Origin of the sequence: Nitrospira moscoviensis (assembly GCF_001273775.1) — a bacterium.
GTDB classification, from domain to species: Bacteria; Nitrospirota; Nitrospiria; order Nitrospirales; family Nitrospiraceae; genus Nitrospira_D; species Nitrospira_D moscoviensis.
In genome coordinates this window covers 2,060,701-2,078,389 of the sequence record NZ_CP011801.1, presented here as the reverse complement: position 1 = coordinate 2,078,389, position 17,689 = coordinate 2,060,701, and the positions used below count along the sequence as shown (strand labels likewise).

Sequence of the window (17,689 nt, the reverse complement as noted above, 5' to 3'; positions counted from 1 at the left end):
TCATTATTTCCTGCTTGTTCCGGACGATGCCCGTCTCTACAATGCTTCCGGGAAAAATATACGACGGGAATCTGCACCAAAAGATTTTTCGATCGCCGCGGCGTGTCGAATTTCTGCGGAGAACAGCAGGTAAGAAAATAAAGGAGGAAGAGAACGGGCTTACGAAGGAGGGCGATTCAGACGACGCCGAGCCCGGCGACGAGGCGGATGAGCCCGAAGATCGCGGCGATGCCGCAACAGACGAGGCCCGCGATGCTCTTGCCTTTGCTCGCTCCGGGCGGCGCCGTGCCGGCGGCGATCGCCGACACGATGGCGCCGACGACGGCAAAGGGAATGAGCAGCCAGTTCAAGGCGCCGAAAAACGGGACGAACGCGATCAGCATCCCGATCAGCGCCAGGATGCCCCATATCAGACTGACCATTTGCATCGCGCCCCCATGGAGGTGTCTCACGCCGCCTTCTTTTTCGGCACCTTGGCGCCTTTGCGCCGGGCTTCCGACAGACCGATGGCGATCGCTTGCTTGGGATTTTTCACTCGCTTGCCGCTTTTCCCGCTCTTGAGCGTGCCTTTCTTCAGCTTGTGCATCGCCCGTTTCACGGATGTTTGAGCCTTCTTGCCGTATCGCGCCATACGCACGCTCCTTTCTTCGGATGCGTCTTCGGATGCGTCGAACGACGTCGCAGATGGGCTGCGGGCGTCCGATCCACACGTTCGCACACCATACTGTCTTGTACGTGATACCGCGGGGACTAGGAAGCTGCCTAGCGATGGAAGGGCGCAGCCGGGTGAAGCCGGCGGGAGGAGCGGGGATGATCCGTGAGGAGCGTTCAAACTGGGGGCCGGGGTTGGCCCGGCCCGCGCGCTTATCCGACGAGATCCGGATTGAGCTGATTGAGCGGCCGGATGGAGACCGCGTTCACCTCGTTGTAGACCGCCAGGCGCCCGCTTTGGCGGCGTCGTGTGAACGTGCCCTCGACGATGACGTGATCGCCTTCCTGCACCGCCGTCCGGCTGGTGACCTTCAGGGTCCCGATGCCGTCTTCGAGAAAAAACTTGAAGGCCGGCTGGCCCTTCGAGTCCGTGGTCGCCTGCACGTGCTTTACTGCGCCCATCACGACCACTTCTTTGCGGTCGTACTGCTCGGGGTGCGCCATGAGATCGGCCATTTCCAGTAAGCCGGCATGACTGATCGAAGTGAGGAACAGGCTGGCGAGGAACACCATCCAAAAGGAGAGAGCGGGCAAGGGCATTGGACGCCTCCAAACTAGGGTTTTGCTGGCTGTCGGTCGGCGTATTATACCGATGGCCGCCGGGGCCGCAAGATGGGCCTTCCCCTTACCGGCAGGTTACTGGGGTGCAATCATCAGACGGAGAGCCCAGCGGTATGCCCTCATATGGATGTCAGCTTCGCTTGGACGTGAATGGCGATAACGGACTTCTTGGAGCGCAGGAATGAGGCATGGCCGGCCGGACACGCAAAGGCGAGGTAAGATCGGCGAGGAGGTGAGCGGAGATTGTTCACTGCGGCCGCCGCCTAACTGTTCAGCGATCGGTCGGAATGCGGCCTCGAGCTTGGTCGGCTTTCCCGTCCCCCTCGCGCCGGTACCAAGGGTCGGAGTCGGAAACCGGCACCCGCTCCAGCAATTCGCCGGCGCACATGCGGATCAAGACCGCTTCATCGTCGGTCAGCCGTTCCCCCATCGATAGGGCGCTTTGAATCTTTTCGTTCACCGAGATCAGATCGCGCACTTCTTTTCGTATGTTGTTCATGTGACCTCCCTCGTTAGGTGCCAATCCCATGAACAGCCGCGAGTGGAACGTCCATCCCGAATCCACCACGGCGGAACGTACAGCTCCCGGCCTTACGCGGCCTTCCTCATCTCCAACGTGCCGGCCTCCCGGGATGGAATGCTGACAAAGCGGTTCCAGAGTCCCACGATGCCGGCCCCGATGGATATCACGACGAAGAGGTACATCATCGCTTCCAGGAAAGGAAGTTGAAAAAACGCGTTGTCGAACAGCACATCAAGCCATTCCATATCGCTTCCTCCTGCCGTTTGGCCCGTGTCCAGGAGATAATCAGCGCCGCCGCATCGGTCAAGGAGGGGACCGACCTTGCGATACCAACAGGGTTCGGATCTGGTGTAGAGTAGACCCGAAGACAACGGGAGGCAGTATGGCCAGATCCAACCGACCAGAGCTGATCAAAGACAACCCGGTGGCGCCGCAGATGTATGTGCGGCGGAGAACCACGGGCCGAGGGGGCGGGGAGCGCAGCACGTCCGTTGCCGCTGAGCGAGCCGAGCTCCAGCAAGCGCTGCAGACCCTCGCCGGCGCAGCCGAAACCTTCCTACAGGCCACACCGCAGTGGAAGCGGGCGGAGCGGGAGCGCCAAATGTTGCTGGACGCGCTCACGCAGGCGCAACTGGTTCTCTCGGCCGAGGGCCTTGCCCGATGAGCGGCGGGGCACACTGGACAGGTCACACGGGAGCCGAAGCGATCAGTGCCGGAAGGGAGGGGGCCGGCGGGCGTTCCGGTCCTCGGAGAAGGCCGCGGCCGGCCCATCGAACACGGATTCCGTAGGAGGCCCGGACTCCAGCCGGGACGTGATGCGCTCCGGCTCCGGTGACGAATTCTGCGCGGCGCTCCGATCGCCGCGGCCCCCCGCCAGCATCGTGATGCCGATCAGGAACGCCAAGGCCACGGCCAGGCCCTTCTTGTCTACTTCCTCGGGACGGTGTCCCGGCCAAGAGTCACATCGCATTCGTCGTCCTCCACTCACCTTGTGGAAAGAGGGTTTCCTTGTATAAGGAAACGGGCGCCTGGTCTACCTGGGAAACCCCTGGGACCAGGCGCGAGGCGACGGAGGTGCGCCGCGCCTCCTTACCGGCGCTCCGGAAAATCGTCCGGCCGATCGTCCGACATGCGCGCCGAGCGGGACGCTCCGCTGTCGACTGGCGCCTGCTGTTTGACCGGAAGTTGCGCGGCTGCGCTGGCGGTGCCTTCCAGGAGCACGTCGGCCACCAGCGCCTCTTTTGTCGACGTCACCTGGGCGGCCTGTTGGCGGGCCAACAAGAGGTCCATGGCCAACCCGCCGGACTTATGTTGGCCGCTCAACGCGCTCTTCATGTTGGCGAGCCGCTGCGCGAGGTCGATCTGAACGGCTTGTCGCAGCCGGTCCCGCAACTCCTGATCCATCATGTGCCAGTACCCGGTCTTCGCCTCGTCCAGCGCCATCTTGGTTTCGCTCGCCATTTGCAGATCGGGAATGCTGATCACCGTGCCGTCTTGTTCCAGTCGCGGCGTTCCCCAATAATAGAGCGTGCCGTTCACAGCTCCGCGTGTATCTATCGCGAGCAGCGTCCGGCCGTTGACGTCGGAGGCGGCGGCGCGCTCGATCAGGAGATCGCCGCCGAACGTCGTCGGCAGCTTCACGCTCTGATGGAACAGCCGGTCCTGCAGCTGTTGGTTCAGCACGGCGTAAGGCACCGGCACCGTAAGCAGGATCGTGTAGGGCCCGGCCTGCGTCGCCGCCGCCTGCTGGTCGAGATGCACCTTCAACGGCGTCGCGTTGCGCACCTTCTGGCACGGCGTCTGATAAAGCGCAACGGGCGTCTGGCGGGCCAGCCCCGTGATCGTCGTCTGTTGGGCCGGGCCCTTCAGGGAGCCGACGGCGAAGTCCCGCGCCTTGCCGTACAGACAGAGCGCCTGGTTCGCGCGACCCACGGACAGCGGTTCCTGCAATCGATCCCACACCAACTGAATCGGGATGGAATAACCGGCCTCCTCGACCGCGCGAGCGACCTGCTGATTGACGGCTTCCAAGGAGAAGAGCTCGGCCAATTGGTCCTTCACCGGAACGTTGAACATGTTGCACTTGCTGTCGCTTTCAGGTTTGAGCGTCATGGAGGTGTGCGGCCGGCTCATCGTAACGAGCAAGACCTCGTCCTGCTCCCGGAGCTGAAGCCGGCCCGTGCCTTCGATCACGGGGTAGAGCGGATCGAGCCGGCACGCGCGGGCGGCCGTCGATTCAATTTCCCCCCGGTACGCGGCCCGGAAGGTGACCAGTCCGTCTTGGATCGCGACCTGCGGATCTCCCTCGCGGATGAAGCGCCAGCGATAGTCTCGGCCCAGCGGATGGGTTTCGTCGGTGATCCGCTCCGGCAACGTGTGTTGAATGACGCGCTGCACGGGCGACAAATCGGCCGTCAACGTCACCGGCAGCAGCGATTCGGGCGCCTGGGCCTGTTTCATGCTCGGATTGAGCGGTTCGATGGTCGGCGGCGTCTTGCCGAGTTGCGGCGGCGGCTGCGGCTGCGGAGTATCCGATGGAATTGTATGGCTGCAGCCGGCCGGGATGACTAGGGGACATGAGAGGAGCAATGCGCGGAGAGTCACCAGTGAGTTCATGGTCGCCTCCTTGTCCGTCGTGTGTGAAAAGGCGAGGCTGCAAGCGTTGTACCGGCCGAGCAGCGGTTGAAGTGCTTGCCACCGTTCAGAAATCGAGGAGGAAGGCGGGTGACAACCTGCAACGATGGGGACAGGTTGTCCTGCGGATTTCCTCCTGGTCTAAAGCTGGTCCGTGTTGGGTGCCGCAACGGGCGGCAATAGGTTGTCCCATGCGTCCCATTGCGCGGCGAAAGCTGTGCGGGCTTCCTGAAGCGAGGTGACGGTGAACGTGATGGCGTCGCCGGGCACGAGCTGCCCCGCGAGCGGCAGATCCGCGGTGATCACCACCGCCGGCCTCGGATACCCGCCGGTGGTCTGCCGATCGGCCATCAAGAGGATCGGTCGCCCATCCGGCGGCACTTGCAGCATGCCCATCGCCGTTCCATCGGAGATCGTCGGGTCCGGTTGCGCCGGCCCAAGCGGGGGACCGTCCAACCGATAGCCCATACGGTTCGATTGGCTGGAGAGCCGGTAGGGCGATGTTGTGAGCGCCGCCAGTGCTTCCTGCATCGGCGCGTCGCGCTGCGCACAGGGAAGAATGCGCAGCGGTGCCTCGCCGGAATACCGCGGCCGAAGCGACGCCGGCACGGAGCGGTCGATGCGCGCGTGTGACGATGAGCGGCCGCTCGTGAGCCGGTCGCCCGGCAGCAGGACCCGCCCTTGGAACCCGCCGGTGCGGCTGGCCACGTGCGTGGCCCGGCTGCCCAGGACGATCGGCACGTCGAGACCGCCCGCCACGGCCAGATAGCAGCGGCCGCCGGCGCGCCTCGCTCCGAACGACAGGCGGCTCCCGGCCTGCACGGCCAGGCACGTCCACAGCGAAATCTCGCGTCCGTCGATGGTCGGCGTGAGGTCCGCTCCGGCGAGCGCGATGACCGCCTCCTGCTCGAACAGCAGCTCCGGGCCCTTCAGCGTGATTTCCAGTGTCGCGTCCTGATCCCGATTGCCGGCGAGGCGATTGGCGAGGACATGCGCCACCCGATCCATCGCTCCGCTGACCGGCATCCCGTATTGCTGATGGCCGTGCCGTCCCAAATCTTGAACCGTGGTGAACCACCCCGGTTTGACCACCAGCAGCGATGCGGGACGCTCCTCTTTCGACCTGCTCATGGCTGCGGAGCCGCTATTCGGATACCGGCGGATGCCAGCTCGTGTCGGATCATGCGCGCAAGCGAGACGGCTTCCGGTGTATCGGCGTGGACACACAGACTGTGGGCCTGTACCGGCACGGCCGGTCCCTCGACGCTCGCCACTGAGCCTGTGAGCAGCCGGCGAAGCTGCCGGCGCACGTCTGCGTCTCCATGCAGGACGGCGCCTTGTTCCGATCGCAGGACCAGCGTGCCGTCGGCATGATAGGCGCGGTCGGCGAAGGCTTCGTGGACGACGCCGAGCCCCGCCGCCTGCGCCGCTTGGGCCAGGACCGAGCCGGCCAATGCATACAGAAGCAGGGACGGATTGATCGCGTGGACGGCCTCCACGACGGCCTCCGCGACGTCGCGATCCTGGCCGGCCATGTTGTACAGGGCTCCGTGCGGTTTGACATGGCGCACGACGAGTCCGTCTTTTCCGATGATGTCCGCCAGGGCGGCGACCTGCTCGACCACCAAGGCGGTGATCTCTTGTGCGGATGCGGTCTGTTCCGTCCGGCCGAAGTGCGCGCGGTCCGGAAAGCCGGGATGCGCCCCGATCGCGACACCGTGCTCCGCCGCCAGCCGGGCGGTCCGCCGCATGAGCGCCGGTGTGCCGGCATGCCCGCCGCACGCGATGTTCACCGACGTGATGAGCCCCATCATCTCGGCGTCGATGGCGCGGCCTTCCGCGGTATCCCGTTCTCCCAGGTCGCTGTTGAGATCAAGACTGGTCATGAGATTCTCGCCGGAGGCGATCGAACGTCGCTGCGTCGATCGGGACAAAACGGACCACATCACCGGGGCTCACGAGAAAGGGGGTCTGGGAAACGGGACGATAGAGGGCGCGGGGCGTGCGCCCGATGATCCGCCAGCCGCCGGGGGAGGCGATCGGATAAATGCCGGTTTGCCGGCCGGCAATGCCGACCGATCCGGCGGGCACGGTCGGCCTGGGAGTCTCGAGTCGCGGCATGGCGAGCGGCTCCGGCACCGAGCCGAGATAGGGAAAGCCGGGAGTGAAGCCGAGCATATAGACACGATACGCCGTCGAGCTGTGCAAGCGGATCACGTCGGTCGCCGACAGGTTGGCGAATTCGGCGAGGTCGTCGAGATCCGGCCCAGCATCGCCTCCATACAACACGGGAATCGTCACTTCCTTTCCGGACGCCGGCTCGGCCGGCGGAGGGGCGGGGAGCAGGCGCAGCCGCTCCATGAGGGCCGGCAGATCGAGGCGGCGCGGATCCACGTGAATCGTCAGCGAACGGTAGGTCGGCACGACATCGAGCACGCCGTTCCACGATTGTCCGCGGATCCGTTCGGCGAGCGCGATGACGCGCGCGTTCACCGCAGGGTCGATCGCGTCTCCTAATTCGACGGTAAGCGCCGCATCGCCGAGCGGAAGCAGCCGGACTGTGTGATCCAGCATGGTCATAAATCGGAGGTGCGTATGCATAGGATCAACCAAAAGGGCGTCGATCGTCAAACTCGGAGATTCATGCGATTGACCGATGACGAGTGACGAATGACGGCCCTTGGCTATTCGACGATGAGCGTGCCGGTCATGTTTGCATGGCCTTTGCGCCGGCAGATGTAGAGATAGGTGCCGGGCGGCGGCGCCATGACGAGCTCCAGCGATTGGCCCGGCTTCAAGAGAATTCCGGCCGACTCGGCCTTGTCTGTCCGCCGGGGCGTGGCGGCGTAGATCAGCACCGGACTGTCAAATTCGTGGATCTCACGCCCGGCGTTGTAGACCGACAGTGTCAACGGAGCGGACGATGCGACCCGGATCACATCCGGCACGAACCGGAAATCTTCCGCGGTCAACGAGACAGAGTGCGTTCTGTCGCACGCGCAGCAGAGCCACACGAGGAAAACCGGCAGGATCAGCCGGCATCGAGAGCGCGACAGGCTGGGGATCGATTCCATGTGTCCGTTCTGCGGCATCATACCGCTCTGCGCTCCTCGACGTCTTCCGTGAATCGCGGTAGCGGCGGCCTTGGCCCGGCTCTTTCTGCCTAGCCGCCCTGCAACCTTTGCCCCTTCCACAGAACCCGCCTCGCTGCGCCGGCCGCATCTCCGGCATTTGCGAGGATTTTGCCCGCCTGAGCGGTGGCACGGCGATTGAATTCGTCGCCGCCGTGATCATTGCATTGCTGTCGTAAGAGCCGGACACTCTATGGATCTAAACCTCTTCGTCTCGCAGATTCCGCTGCCGCCCTCCTCGCAAGAGGTCTCGCCACCGCAGCCCGCGCCGGCGAAGGCCCCCGACCAGCCGCGCGGGAAGAAACAGTTCTCGTCCGTGCTGCAGGGCGTCAGACAGGAGCACGAGCAGCCTCGCGCGGCGCGCCGGAAAGAATCGCAACCGGACGGGCCGGCGACCGCCGACAGGCGGGATCACGCGGAGAACAGCCGCGCGGCGCGCGATCTGCCGAAGGAAGCATCGCCGCGTGCCGCCGGCCGCCGGGCCGACGCGGCGGAGGCGGAGATCCCTGACGGCGAATCGGAAGCGGACCGGACAGGAAACAGGGCGTCCGATGGACCGATCGCAACGACTTCGAACGCAACCGTGCAAGGGATGGCGGCGGCCCTGCTCGTCACGGGGCCGCAACCGGCCGCTGTGCCGGAGCCCGAAGAGACTGCACCGGCGGGCGCAGCTGACGCTGCGCTTGTCGAGACCGCCATGGTCATGCCGCCGAGCGCGCCGATCATCGCCCCCGCCGCCCACGCGACCGTCCCATCCTCCGCGCAGCCGGTCCTCTTTGAGAGCGACGCGCAGGAGGAGGAGCCGTCTTCCATCGGAAGCAACCAGAAGGGTCCGGTGCCCGCCGGTTATCCGGTCGAGCAGCAAGAACCGGGAGAGTGGTTCGACGCAAGGTCAATGCAAGCGGTGTCGCCGGAGGTTCCGGTGCAGGACAAGGCGGACGTCGAGACCGACAAGACACCGGTGCACACGGCCGTCAAGGAGAGCCACGCGGCTGCAGACGACCTGCCGGAGGGAGGTCCCGCGCCGGCGGCTATCCCACCAGCATCACCGCTGCCGCCTCCACGCGAACCTGTGTCGGCGGTAACCGGGGATTCGCTCGCCATCCCGCTGCATCAGCCGCTGGAGAAGCCGTTGTCCGCGAACGAATCGCCGAGCGACCAGACCATTCAGAAGGTCCGACATGATGACGCGGAGCCGCAGCCGCTGAAGACCCATCCCTGGCAGACGTTCGCCGAACAGGATGGGCCGAGTAACGAGGACAGCGCCGGCGACCACGGCGGGCCGGAACAAGGGGCCTCGCCCGCTTCGCCCGGCATAGCGCGGATCGATCATTCTGGGCAGCAGGCTACGTCCGATCCGTCGCCTTTCGCAATCGCGCAGAGCCTTCTCCAGGGCCGCTCCACCGACCTGAGCCAGCCGCCGGCTGCTCGACCGGTCATTCAGGTCGCAGTCCCGGCCACCGCCGCCGACCTGCCTGTGCAGGGCGCGGCCCGTGCCGTCACCTTCGAGGTCGCCCAGGCGGACCTCGGGCGCGTCAACGTGCGGGTCGCGATGACGAACGACCTGGTGCACGCGCATTTCTCGTCCGATCGCTCCGAGGTCGGCCAGTTCTTGATCCACGGTCAAGATCGCCTGCAAGCGGCGTTGCAAGCCAACGGGCTCGACATGGGACAGTTCCGGGTGGACATCGATCGGCAGAGCGCCGGGCGTTCGTTCCATCATGAGCCGTCTCACGAGCAGGGTCGAGAGGACCGGCCGCATGCCGGGCGGCCGGAGAGCGACCACCGTTCCAACGATCGGTTCGAAGCCCGACATCCGCGCCGGCAGGGCATGTTGAATCTCGTCGCGTAGCGAGGGAAGAGGAGCGCGCCATGGCTATCGTCTCCGGAGTCACGACCACCACGCCGCCGCCGGACCCATCCCCCAAAACCGGGCCGCGCGAATTGGGGCAAGGGGATTTTCTGCGCCTGCTCGTCACGCAGTTGAAGAACCAAGATCCGCTGAAGCCGACGGACAATACCGAGTTCGTCGCGCAGTTGGCGCAGTTCAGCCAGTTGGACCAGAGCGCCAAGCAGGCCCAACTGCTCCAGCAGAGCCTCGACGCGCAGACCGCGTCGTTGCAGTTCACGCTGCTGCCCATGGTCGGCCGCCGCATCAGCCTCGATCGCCCGCTCGTCCAATTGGACAACGGGCCGGCGCCGCTCACCTATGCGCTCGAACAAAACGCGGCTCGCGTGCAGATCACCATTCTCGACCAGCAGCGCCACGTGGTCCGGTCGCTGGATTTCGCCGGCCGCCAGGCCGGGCTCAATGAGGCGCAATGGGACGGGCGCGACAACAACGGGACGCCCATGCCGGCCGGTGTGTACGAGTATCTGATCGCCGCCGTCGATCACCAGGGCGCGCCGGTCGTCACCGAGAGCCGCGCACAGCTCACCGTCACCGGCGTGCGCATGGAACAAGGGAAGCCGAAATTGGCGGTCGGGGATGTCACGGTGGAGCCATCCGCCATCGTCGAAGTGCGATAGCCCTTCGACAGGCTCAGGGCGAGGCTATCGTTTGATTCAAGAAGGAGGAAGTGACCCATGGGAATTCTGTCGTCACTGTTTGCCGGCGTCAGCGGGCTCAATGCCAACGGCACGGCGCTGTCCGTCATCGGCAACAACATCGCCAACCTCAGCACGGTCGGCTTCAAGGGGAGCAAGGCCACGTTCGCAGACTTGATCAGCTCGTCGATCTCGGGCGGGTCGGGCGCCATCCAGACCGGCATCGGTGTGGCGCTCACCTCCGTGCAAGGCAACTTTTCACAAGGTTCGTTGGCGACTTCTTCCAACGTGCTCGACCTCGCCATCGACGGCAACGGCTTCTTCATCGTGGAGGATTCCCAAGGCGGCACGTTCTACTCGCGCGCCGGCCTGTTCCGGCTGGACAAGAACAATAATGTGGTGGACCCCACGGGCTTCAAGCTGCAGGGGTTCCTGGCCGACACCACCGGCACCATCACCGGCACGATCGGCGACATCGCGCTACCCTCGACCACGGCCTCGCCGCGCGCGACGACGACGGCCTTGGTCGCCGCCAACTTGAATTCGGCCACGACCCCCACGGGCGTGCGGGGTAATATCGTCGCCTCCGCGGCGTCGGTGACGACCACCGCGGCCGGCAACAACTCGTTCAATGTCAATCTGAACGGCGACGGGGTGCGGACCATCACCGTGGCGAACGGCCTGACGGGCTCCGCCCTCGCCACCGCGATCCAGAACGCCGTGCGCGCGCTGATTCCCAACGACCCTTTCAAGGCCGCCGCCTATACCGGCTTCACGGCGTCGGTCAACGCCTCCAACGTCTTCACGTTCACCTCCGGCATCACGGGCACGACGAATAATTCGACCACCGGAACCGGCACGGTCGTGGTGACCGCCAACGGCGGCGACACCCTGGCGGCCAACCTCAACATGCTCACGCCGACGTCGACCACGGGCACGGATTTCCTGCTTTCCGATCCGCCCGCCACGTCGGACTTTTCAACGTCGATGACGGTGTTCGATTCGCTCGGCAACAGCCACCTGCTCACGACCTACTTCACGAAGATCGGCGCCAACAGCTGGAACTACAATGTCGTCGCCGCCGCGTCGGACGTCGTGACGGCCAATTACCACACCGGGAATATCGACACGACGCTGGGCATCGTGAAAGTCGGATCGGGCACGCTGACCTTCGGCACCAATGGGACGTTGGACCGGGAAAGCCCGGTCATCCGGTACGACACCGGCACGCTCGCGGGCACGGCTGGGACGACGCCCGGCCAATTGCAGATCGATTTCAACGGCGCCACGCAGGATCAGCTCATCGTCATGAACTACGGCACGAGCGTGACCACCGACGGCGGCGCGGGCTTGGACGGGACGACGCAGTTCGGCTCGACGTCCGCGCTCGTCCAGCAGACGCAGGACGGATTCGCGGCGGGGTCGCTGCAGGCCTTCTCCGTGGACGCGAACGGGACGATCAGCGGACGGTTCTCCAACGGCCAGCTGCGCGCGCTGGCGCAGGTGGTGCTCGCGCGCTTCCCGGATCCGATCGGCCTGACGCGCACCGGCAAAAACACGTTTGCACAGTCGGGCAACTCCGGCCAGCCGGTGACCGGCACGCCGGACAGCGCGGGGCTCGGCCGGGTCCTGTCCAATTCGCTCGAATTGTCGAACGTCGATCTCGGCGAAAGCTTCATCGACATGATCGCCGCGCAGCGCGGCTTCCAGGCGAACTCGCGGGTCATCACCACGTCCGACGAGATTCTGCAGGAGCTCGTCAATCTGAAACGGTAGCCTCTAAGCAAGTCGGAAAGGGGCCGAGCTTCGAGGTCCGAGTAGAAAAGCGCGTTATCGACATTCTTCGAAGCTCGGCCCCCGGCCCTTTCCGGCTCGGCACTTTCTTTCCGTCTCCCGTCAGTTTTCTGACGCCGTCAATCGAGCGCCTGACGACCCCATGACGGCAGGCGCCTCCCGCTTGCGCCCGGGCGCCATCGCATTGAATAGAGCGGCGATTTCTCTCTCCTCCGCTCATTCCACAATGGCATATGCATTGCAGTCTCGCCCAACCATTGCCTGACGCGAGGAGGATCCTATGGCAGACGCAGCAGCGGCGACAGCAGACGACAAAGCCCCGCCGGCCCCGGCGGCGCCCGCGTTACCCATCAAGTTGCTCATCATCGTAGTCGTGGCGGCCCTCGTCGCCGGACTTGGCGGCGCGTTCGTCGTCGTGAAGATGCTCGGCGGCAAGAGCGAGCCGGCCGCCGCGCCGGAGGAGCGCAAACCGGAGCCGCAGGCCAAAGCGGAGTCCCGCGGAGACGGCGGCGGAAAGCACGGAGCGGCGGCGGCCCCCGGCGCGATGTTCGATCTCGAGCCCTTCATCGTCAATCTCGCGGACTCGCCGGAGATCCGCTATTTGAAATTGACGGTCAAGCTCGAAGCGGAGAACGAGGCCGCCTCCGCCGAATTGTCCGCGCGCGTCCCCCAATTGCGGGACACCATTCTCGTCCTGTTGAGCAGCAAGGATTCGACGACGATCAGAACACCCCAGGGTAAGTTCCAGCTCCGCGACGAGATCACGCAGCGGGTCAACGGCCTGCTCTCGAAGCCGGGCGTGCGATCGGCCTATTTCACGGATTTCGTCGTTCAATAGGCTCCGTGTCCATGGAAAAGATCCTCTCGCAAGACGAAATCGATGCGCTGCTCAAGGGCGTGGTGTCGGGGGAAGTCGACACGGCGCCGAAAGAGGAGACGGCGGCCGCCGGCGGGGTCAAGCAATACGATCTCCTCAACCAGGAACGGATCATCCGCGGGCGCATGCCGACGCTGGAACTGGTCAACGACCGGTTCATCCGCCGCCAGTCGGTGGCCTGGACGGCGCTGCTCCGGGAGGCGATCGATTTCGTCGTGGTCGGCACACAAATCATCAAGTTCGGCGAGTTTTTGAAAAAAGTCCCCATGCCGTCCTCGTTGAACGTCTTCCACATGCACCCGCTGCGCGGCAACGCGCTGTTCGTCATGGACGCGTTTCTCGTCTATCTCATCGTCGATTACTTTTTCGGCGGCAAGGGTCAGACGCATGTCAAGCCGGAAGGCCGGGACTTCACGCCTGTACAGCTTCGGATCATCAAAAAACTGTTGTCCGCGGCGCTCTCCGATCTGGAGAAATCCTGGCAGGCGGTCCTGCCGGTCAAGGTGGAATACGTCCGCTCGGAGAGCAACCCGCAGTTCGCCATGGTGGTGACGGCGTCCGAAATCGTCGTCGTCGTGACGCTCCAGATCATCATCGGCGAGACCTCGCGCGATCTGTTCATCGTCTACCCCTATGCGATGTTGGAGCCCATCAAGGAAAAGCTGTACTCGGGGCTTGTGTCCGATCAGGTGGAGCAGGACGGCAGCTGGACGCAGAAGTTCCGCGAGAAGCTCCAGGAATGCACGCTGCCCGTCACCGTCCGGCTCGGGACGGCGACCGTCACCGTGCAGGACGTGCTGAATTTCGCGCCGGGCGACGTGGTGCTGCTCGACCAGCGGCCGGGGGACCCGTTGGATTGCTACATCGAGGGCTATCACAAATTTCAAGGCAGTCCCGGGGTCTTCAAGGGCAATCACGCCTGCCGCGTGACCAAGATTATCAACTGATCACCACTCACGGAGAGAGCGACCATGGGCGACGCAGAATCCACCACGCAGGCGGAGACACAGACGAGCGGCGCCGCGGGCACCGCCCCACAACCGGCGGCGTTTCCGGCGGTCCAACAGAGCGAGACCGGAGGCACGCCGAAGAACATCGATTTCATTCTCGATATTCCCATGAGCGTCTCGGTCTTCGTCGGCTCCACGAGAATGGCCATCCGCGACTTGCTCCAACTGGCCCAGGGCTCGGTCATCGAGCTGGACAAGCTGGCCGGGGAGCCGATGGAAGTGATGGTGAACAACAAGCTGGTGGCCCGCGGCGAAGTCGTCGTCGTCAATGAGAAATTCGGCATCCGGCTCACCGACGTCGTCAGCGCCGCCGAACGGGTGCAGCAGCTGGGGTGAAGCCAGTGATGAGTGATCAGTGACGCGTGACCAGTCAAAAGAAGGAGGACCGTACGTGACCGCCTCTAGCCACCCGTCACTCGTCACTCGTCACGGCAAGGAGCATCTGTGATCGATCTCTGGGACAGTTTGCTCCGCACCGCGTCCGCGCTGGCCGTCGTCCTGATCCTCATGGGGCTGCTGGCGCTGGCGGCGAGGCGGGTGCTGGGGAATCGGACGGGGATCGCGGGCGGAGGCCCGCTGGTGCAGGTCGTCGCCAGCGGCTACGTCGCGCCGCGCAAGACGATCGCGCTGGTCTCGGTCGCGGGCGAGTACCTGATCGTCGGGACGACGGCCGACGATCTCATCGATTTGGGACGGGTGGGGGATCCGGCCACCGTGCAGGCGTTGCTCGCTGCGTCGGCCGCGGCGCCCGTCGCATCGCAATTGGAATCGACGCCGCTCGGCTCGTGGCTTCGGCGGTGGATCGGGCATCCGGATGGAAGCAAGGAGACCCATGGGGACCGCTGATCGGCTGTGGCGCCTGCCGATTCTTCTCGGCGCAGTGTGCCTGTTGACGGCGATCTGGATTGCCCCGGCCTGGGCCGCCGGGCCCTCGGTCAGCCTCGATCTCGGATCGGACGCGCCGAAACAGACCGCCGTCGTCATCCAGATCCTCCTCCTCCTCACGATTCTGTCTCTGGCGCCGGCCCTCTTCATCATGGTCACGTCTTTTACGCGCATTGTGATCGTGCTCTCGTTCCTCCGGCAGGCATTGGGGACGCAGGCGGTGCCGCCCAACCAGGTGCTCCTGTCGCTGGCGCTCTTCTTGACCCTGTTCATCATGGCGCCGGTCGGCCAGACGGTCTACAGCCAGGCCCTGCAACCGCTGCTCGCCGAGCAGATCTCCTACGAGGACGCCTGGACGAAGGGCATCGAGCCGGTCCGCGGCTTCATGTTGCGGCAAGTGCGCGAGAAGGATCTGGAGCTGTTCGTCAGCCTCGGCAAGCTGCCGAAGCCGGAACGGGTCGAGCAGATCCCCACGCACGTCGTCATCCCGGCGTTCATCCTGAGCGAGCTGCGCGTCGCGTTCCAGATCGGCTTTCTCATCTATATCCCGTTTCTGATCGTGGACATGGTGGTCGCCAGCGTTCTCATGTCGATGGGCATGATGCTGCTGCCGCCGGTCGTGATCTCGCTCCCGTTCAAGCTGATTCTGTTCGTGCTGGCCGACGGCTGGTACCTCGTCGTCGGCTCGATGGTGCGGAGTTTTCAATAAACCCGTGACGGGTGACGAGTGATCCGTGATGAGCAAGCATTGCGGCATCCCACTTATCACCCGTCACTTGTCACTCGTCACCGGGTCTGAGAACTATGACTCCTGAAATCGTGACCGAGCTGGGCCGGCAGGCGCTGGAGACCACGTTGCTGGTGTCCGCGCCGATTTTGGGATTGAGCCTGATCGTCGGATTGCTCGTGAGCGCGTTTCAAGCCATGACGCAGTTGAACGAAGCAACGCTCACGTTCGTCCCCAAAGTGCTGGCGCTCTTCGGCGCGCTGCTGTTGTTTCTGCCCTGGATGCTGGGCGTGCTCACGTCGTTCATGACCAATCTGCTGATCAACATTCCGAATTACGTCCACTGAACCCATGGCGCTGGCCCACACCATCCAGATCGCATTGCCGGAATTCGAGGCCTTCCTCGTGCTCGTCTCCCGGATCGGCGGCCTCCTGGCGGCGCTGCCGGTCCTGAGCGGCCGCACGGTGCCGATGAAGGTGAAGATCGCGCTGGTGCTGGTGCTCGGCGCCGCATTGGCGCCGGTGATCCATCTGCCGGCCGTGTCGCACGACCCGCTCCTGCTGGCGGCCGGTCTGGTCGGCGAGATGGCGATCGGCCTGACGATCGGGCTGGCCGTGCGTCTGTTTTTCGGCGCGCTCGAATTGGCCGGCGAAATGATCGGCGTCCAGATGGGCTTCGGCGTCGTGCAGCTGTTCGATCCGGCCACTGCGCACCAGACGCCGCTGGTCGGGCAGTACTTCACGCTCTTGGCCTCGCTGGTGTTTCTCTCCCTGAACGCGCACATGCTGGCCGTCGCGACGATCGTCTCCAGCTACGAGGCGATTCCGGCGTTCGGCGCCTCGCTGCCGTCCGCGTTGGGCGACGACGTGGTGCATCTGTCCCAGCAGATGTTCACGCTCGGATTGAAACTGGCGGCGCCGGTGCTGATCACCATTTTGCTCCTCAACATTCTGCTCGCGATGCTCGGCCGGGCCGTGAGCCAGATCAACGTGTTCGTGCTGAGTTTTCCGATCACCATCGCGGGCGGCTTGATCGTGATGGGGCTGGCGATGCCGTTTACCGTCTCGTTGCTGGCCGGCGAGATCGAGCGCCTGCAGATGGCGATCGAGGCGCTGATGAAGGTGCTGGGACATGGCTGACCAGGACGACAATAAGACCGAAGCGGCGACCCCGAAACGCAAGGAAGAGGCCCGCCGCCAAGGCCAGGTGGCGATGAGCCGCGACGTCTCCACGGCGGCGGTGCTGCTCGGGGGGATCGGCCTGCTCGCGGCGCTCCTGCCGGTCGGGATGCGGAAGATGACGGACGTGACGCGCCGGGGATTGACGCTGTCGGTCGACCGCGCGGCGCTGGACGGCGCGACCATCGACCGCGTCCACGACGTGATCGTGCAGACCGGCGAGACCGTACTCCTGCTCGTGCTTCCGATCTTCATGGGGATCGCCCTGATCGGCGCCGGCGCGTCGCTGGCGCAAACGGGGTTCCTCTGGCGTCCCAACGCGCTGCAATGGGACTTCGCCCGCCTCAATCCGATGAAGGGCCTCTCGCGTCTCGCCTCCCTGCGCTCGGTGATGGAATTGGTGAAGGGGCTGCTGAAGATCGCGCTCATCACCGGAGCGGGCCTGTACGTCATGCGCGACGATCTCGCCCAGGTGCCGGCGCTGATCGCATTCGACATGGACTCGGCGCTGCTGGTCACCGGCCGGCTGGCCCTGAAATCCGCCCTGGCGATCGCGGGGGCGATCGCGCTCCTGGCCGGGCTGGATTATCTGTATCAGCGCTACGAGTGGGAGCGCGGCCTCCGCATGTCGAAGGAAGAGATCAAGGAAGAGCACAAGGCCGCGGAAGGCGACCCGCTCATCCGCAGCCGCGTGCGGGCCGCGCAGCGCGACCTGGCGAAAAAGCGGATGATGGCGGCCGTGAAGACCGCCGACGTGGTGGTGACCAATCCGACGCACCTGGCCGTCGCGCTGAAGTACGACGCGGCCAAGAAAGCCGCGCCCTACGTCGTCGCCAAAGGCGCCGGGTTCGTCGCCGAACGGATCCGGGAATTGGCGCGCCATCATGGCGTGGCGGTGGTGGAGAACAAATTCGTGGCGCGCACCCTGTACAAGCTGGTGGACATCGGGAAGGAAATCCCGGCCGACCTCTATCGCGCCGTGGCGGAAATTCTGGCGTTCGTGTATCGCGCGCGCGGCATCACGCCGGGGTAGTAAGGTGCTGAAAATGGCCGCCAGCGGCGTTCTCGGCTTGCACGAATCCTCAACGTACCCCGGAGGGTACGCCTCCG

At 64.8% G+C, this 17,689-nt stretch carries 23 protein-coding genes; 12 read left to right on the top strand and 11 right to left on the bottom strand.

Annotated features, from left to right (window positions below; translation table 11 throughout):
• Positions 1–176: 176 nt before the first annotated feature.
• The 5 genes from NITMOv2_RS10245 to NITMOv2_RS23870 all read right to left on the bottom strand — a co-directional run bounded on the left by NITMOv2_RS10245 (position 177) and on the right by NITMOv2_RS23870 (position 2,040).
• Positions 177–452, bottom strand: a complete 276-nt coding sequence (locus NITMOv2_RS10245; RefSeq protein ID WP_145976265.1) for a hypothetical protein — start codon at positions 450–452, stop codon at positions 177–179.
• On the bottom strand, positions 449–631 hold the full coding sequence (locus tag NITMOv2_RS10240) for a DUF6496 domain-containing protein (RefSeq protein WP_053379777.1): 183 nt from the start codon (positions 629–631) through the stop codon (positions 449–451). Before NITMOv2_RS10240 ends, NITMOv2_RS10245 begins: the two co-directional genes overlap by 4 nt.
• Positions 632–864: 233 nt before the next feature.
• The gene (locus NITMOv2_RS10235; protein ID WP_053379776.1) at positions 865–1,251 is read right to left on the bottom strand and encodes a hypothetical protein; all 387 of its coding nucleotides are present in this window, start codon (positions 1,249–1,251) and stop codon (positions 865–867) included.
• A 292-nt stretch (positions 1,252–1,543) separates the two neighbouring features.
• Entirely contained in the window at positions 1,544–1,771 is a 228-nt protein-coding gene (locus NITMOv2_RS10230; protein WP_053379775.1) for a hypothetical protein, read from the bottom strand.
• 92 nt (positions 1,772–1,863) lie between these two features.
• Complete coding sequence (locus tag NITMOv2_RS23870; protein WP_187299425.1) at positions 1,864–2,040, bottom strand: hypothetical protein; 177 nt, start codon at positions 2,038–2,040, stop codon at positions 1,864–1,866.
• Positions 2,041–2,177: 137 nt separating this feature from the next.
• Here NITMOv2_RS23870 and NITMOv2_RS10225 point away from each other — a divergent pair, with 137 nt between their 5' ends.
• Positions 2,178–2,459, top strand: a complete 282-nt coding sequence (locus NITMOv2_RS10225; protein WP_053379774.1) for a hypothetical protein — start codon at positions 2,178–2,180, stop codon at positions 2,457–2,459.
• A gap of 42 nt (positions 2,460–2,501) precedes the next feature.
• Here NITMOv2_RS10225 and NITMOv2_RS10220 read toward each other — a convergent pair whose 3' ends face one another.
• From NITMOv2_RS10220 to NITMOv2_RS10195, 6 genes are all read right to left on the bottom strand, one after another.
• Positions 2,502–2,765 (bottom strand): hypothetical protein, encoded by a 264-nt coding sequence (locus NITMOv2_RS10220; RefSeq protein WP_053379773.1) that lies wholly within the window; start codon positions 2,763–2,765, stop codon positions 2,502–2,504.
• Positions 2,766–2,884: 119 nt separating this feature from the next.
• Positions 2,885–4,411: a DUF4403 family protein gene (locus NITMOv2_RS10215; RefSeq protein ID WP_053379772.1), complete on the bottom strand. Its 1,527-nt coding sequence runs from the start codon at positions 4,409–4,411 to the stop codon at positions 2,885–2,887.
• A 159-nt stretch (positions 4,412–4,570) separates the two neighbouring features.
• A complete protein-coding gene (locus NITMOv2_RS10210; RefSeq protein ID WP_083447921.1) occupies positions 4,571–5,560 on the bottom strand; it encodes a 5-oxoprolinase subunit C family protein in 990 nt (329 codons plus the stop codon).
• Positions 5,557–6,315: a 5-oxoprolinase subunit PxpA gene (locus NITMOv2_RS10205; RefSeq protein ID WP_053379770.1), complete on the bottom strand. Its 759-nt coding sequence runs from the start codon at positions 6,313–6,315 to the stop codon at positions 5,557–5,559. The genes NITMOv2_RS10210 and NITMOv2_RS10205 overlap by 4 nt, the downstream gene beginning before the upstream one ends.
• The gene (gene pxpB, locus NITMOv2_RS10200) at positions 6,302–7,003 is read right to left on the bottom strand and encodes a 5-oxoprolinase subunit PxpB (protein WP_053382050.1); all 702 of its coding nucleotides are present in this window, start codon (positions 7,001–7,003) and stop codon (positions 6,302–6,304) included. The genes NITMOv2_RS10205 and pxpB overlap by 14 nt, the downstream gene beginning before the upstream one ends.
• Before the next feature lie 110 nt (positions 7,004–7,113).
• A complete protein-coding gene (locus NITMOv2_RS10195) occupies positions 7,114–7,524 on the bottom strand; it encodes a cupredoxin domain-containing protein (RefSeq protein WP_053379769.1) in 411 nt (136 codons plus the stop codon).
• A gap of 229 nt (positions 7,525–7,753) precedes the next feature.
• On the opposite strand from NITMOv2_RS10195, the gene NITMOv2_RS10190 reads away from it, so the two are divergent.
• The 11 genes from NITMOv2_RS10190 (at position 7,754) to flhB (ending at position 17,612) form a co-directional block, all read left to right on the top strand.
• Positions 7,754–9,412: a flagellar hook-length control protein FliK gene (locus NITMOv2_RS10190; RefSeq protein WP_053379768.1), complete on the top strand. Its 1,659-nt coding sequence runs from the start codon at positions 7,754–7,756 to the stop codon at positions 9,410–9,412.
• 20 nt (positions 9,413–9,432) lie between these two features.
• The gene (locus NITMOv2_RS10185) at positions 9,433–10,089 is read left to right on the top strand and encodes a flagellar hook assembly protein FlgD (protein WP_053379767.1); all 657 of its coding nucleotides are present in this window, start codon (positions 9,433–9,435) and stop codon (positions 10,087–10,089) included.
• 57 nt (positions 10,090–10,146) lie between these two features.
• Complete coding sequence (locus tag NITMOv2_RS10180) at positions 10,147–11,883, top strand: flagellar hook protein FlgE (RefSeq protein WP_053379766.1); 1,737 nt, start codon at positions 10,147–10,149, stop codon at positions 11,881–11,883.
• A gap of 298 nt (positions 11,884–12,181) precedes the next feature.
• Positions 12,182–12,739, top strand: a complete 558-nt coding sequence (locus NITMOv2_RS10175; protein ID WP_053379765.1) for a flagellar basal body-associated FliL family protein — start codon at positions 12,182–12,184, stop codon at positions 12,737–12,739.
• Between the two features lie 11 nt (positions 12,740–12,750).
• Positions 12,751–13,725, top strand: a complete 975-nt coding sequence (fliM, locus tag NITMOv2_RS10170; protein ID WP_053379764.1) for a flagellar motor switch protein FliM — start codon at positions 12,751–12,753, stop codon at positions 13,723–13,725.
• A 24-nt stretch (positions 13,726–13,749) separates the two neighbouring features.
• Positions 13,750–14,124, top strand: a complete 375-nt coding sequence (fliN, locus tag NITMOv2_RS10165) for a flagellar motor switch protein FliN (RefSeq protein WP_053379763.1) — start codon at positions 13,750–13,752, stop codon at positions 14,122–14,124.
• Between the two features lie 108 nt (positions 14,125–14,232).
• Positions 14,233–14,634: a FliO/MopB family protein gene (locus tag NITMOv2_RS10160; protein WP_053379762.1), complete on the top strand. Its 402-nt coding sequence runs from the start codon at positions 14,233–14,235 to the stop codon at positions 14,632–14,634.
• Entirely contained in the window at positions 14,621–15,382 is a 762-nt protein-coding gene (gene fliP / locus NITMOv2_RS10155) for a flagellar type III secretion system pore protein FliP (RefSeq protein ID WP_053379761.1), read from the top strand. The genes NITMOv2_RS10160 and fliP overlap by 14 nt, the downstream gene beginning before the upstream one ends.
• A gap of 95 nt (positions 15,383–15,477) precedes the next feature.
• Complete coding sequence (gene fliQ / locus NITMOv2_RS10150; RefSeq protein ID WP_053379760.1) at positions 15,478–15,747, top strand: flagellar biosynthesis protein FliQ; 270 nt, start codon at positions 15,478–15,480, stop codon at positions 15,745–15,747.
• A 4-nt stretch (positions 15,748–15,751) separates the two neighbouring features.
• Positions 15,752–16,540, top strand: a complete 789-nt coding sequence (fliR, locus tag NITMOv2_RS10145) for a flagellar biosynthetic protein FliR (protein ID WP_053379759.1) — start codon at positions 15,752–15,754, stop codon at positions 16,538–16,540.
• Positions 16,533–17,612 (top strand): flagellar biosynthesis protein FlhB, encoded by a 1,080-nt coding sequence (gene flhB, locus NITMOv2_RS10140; RefSeq protein WP_053379758.1) that lies wholly within the window; start codon positions 16,533–16,535, stop codon positions 17,610–17,612. The genes fliR and flhB overlap by 8 nt, the downstream gene beginning before the upstream one ends.
• Positions 17,613–17,689: the final 77 nt, after the last annotated feature.

Bases quoted from the DNA above. Each gene is read 5' to 3' on its own strand.
- NITMOv2_RS10240 (WP_053379777.1), bottom strand. From the start codon at position 631: ATGGCGCGATACGGCAAGAAGGCTCAAACATCCGTGAAACGGGCGATG.
- NITMOv2_RS10235 (WP_053379776.1), bottom strand. From the start codon at position 1,251: ATGCCCTTGCCCGCTCTCTCCTTTTGGATGGTGTTCCTCGCCAGCCTG.
- NITMOv2_RS10230 (WP_053379775.1), bottom strand. From the start codon at position 1,771: ATGAACAACATACGAAAAGAAGTGCGCGATCTGATCTCGGTGAACGAA.
- NITMOv2_RS23870 (WP_187299425.1), bottom strand. From the start codon at position 2,040: ATGGAATGGCTTGATGTGCTGTTCGACAACGCGTTTTTTCAACTTCCT.
- NITMOv2_RS10225 (WP_053379774.1), top strand. From the start codon at position 2,178: ATGGCCAGATCCAACCGACCAGAGCTGATCAAAGACAACCCGGTGGCG.
- NITMOv2_RS10220 (WP_053379773.1), bottom strand. From the start codon at position 2,765: ATGCGATGTGACTCTTGGCCGGGACACCGTCCCGAGGAAGTAGACAAG.
- NITMOv2_RS10215 (WP_053379772.1), bottom strand. From the start codon at position 4,411: ATGAACTCACTGGTGACTCTCCGCGCATTGCTCCTCTCATGTCCCCTA.
- NITMOv2_RS10210 (WP_083447921.1), bottom strand. From the start codon at position 5,560: ATGAGCAGGTCGAAAGAGGAGCGTCCCGCATCGCTGCTGGTGGTCAAA.
- NITMOv2_RS10205 (WP_053379770.1), bottom strand. From the start codon at position 6,315: ATGACCAGTCTTGATCTCAACAGCGACCTGGGAGAACGGGATACCGCG.
- pxpB (WP_053382050.1), bottom strand. From the start codon at position 7,003: ATGCTGGATCACACAGTCCGGCTGCTTCCGCTCGGCGATGCGGCGCTT.
- NITMOv2_RS10195 (WP_053379769.1), bottom strand. From the start codon at position 7,524: ATGATGCCGCAGAACGGACACATGGAATCGATCCCCAGCCTGTCGCGC.
- NITMOv2_RS10190 (WP_053379768.1), top strand. From the start codon at position 7,754: ATGGATCTAAACCTCTTCGTCTCGCAGATTCCGCTGCCGCCCTCCTCG.
- NITMOv2_RS10185 (WP_053379767.1), top strand. From the start codon at position 9,433: ATGGCTATCGTCTCCGGAGTCACGACCACCACGCCGCCGCCGGACCCA.
- NITMOv2_RS10180 (WP_053379766.1), top strand. From the start codon at position 10,147: ATGGGAATTCTGTCGTCACTGTTTGCCGGCGTCAGCGGGCTCAATGCC.
- NITMOv2_RS10175 (WP_053379765.1), top strand. From the start codon at position 12,182: ATGGCAGACGCAGCAGCGGCGACAGCAGACGACAAAGCCCCGCCGGCC.
- fliM (WP_053379764.1), top strand. From the start codon at position 12,751: ATGGAAAAGATCCTCTCGCAAGACGAAATCGATGCGCTGCTCAAGGGC.
- fliN (WP_053379763.1), top strand. From the start codon at position 13,750: ATGGGCGACGCAGAATCCACCACGCAGGCGGAGACACAGACGAGCGGC.
- fliP (WP_053379761.1), top strand. From the start codon at position 14,621: ATGGGGACCGCTGATCGGCTGTGGCGCCTGCCGATTCTTCTCGGCGCA.
- fliQ (WP_053379760.1), top strand. From the start codon at position 15,478: ATGACTCCTGAAATCGTGACCGAGCTGGGCCGGCAGGCGCTGGAGACC.
- fliR (WP_053379759.1), top strand. From the start codon at position 15,752: ATGGCGCTGGCCCACACCATCCAGATCGCATTGCCGGAATTCGAGGCC.
- flhB (WP_053379758.1), top strand. From the start codon at position 16,533: ATGGCTGACCAGGACGACAATAAGACCGAAGCGGCGACCCCGAAACGC.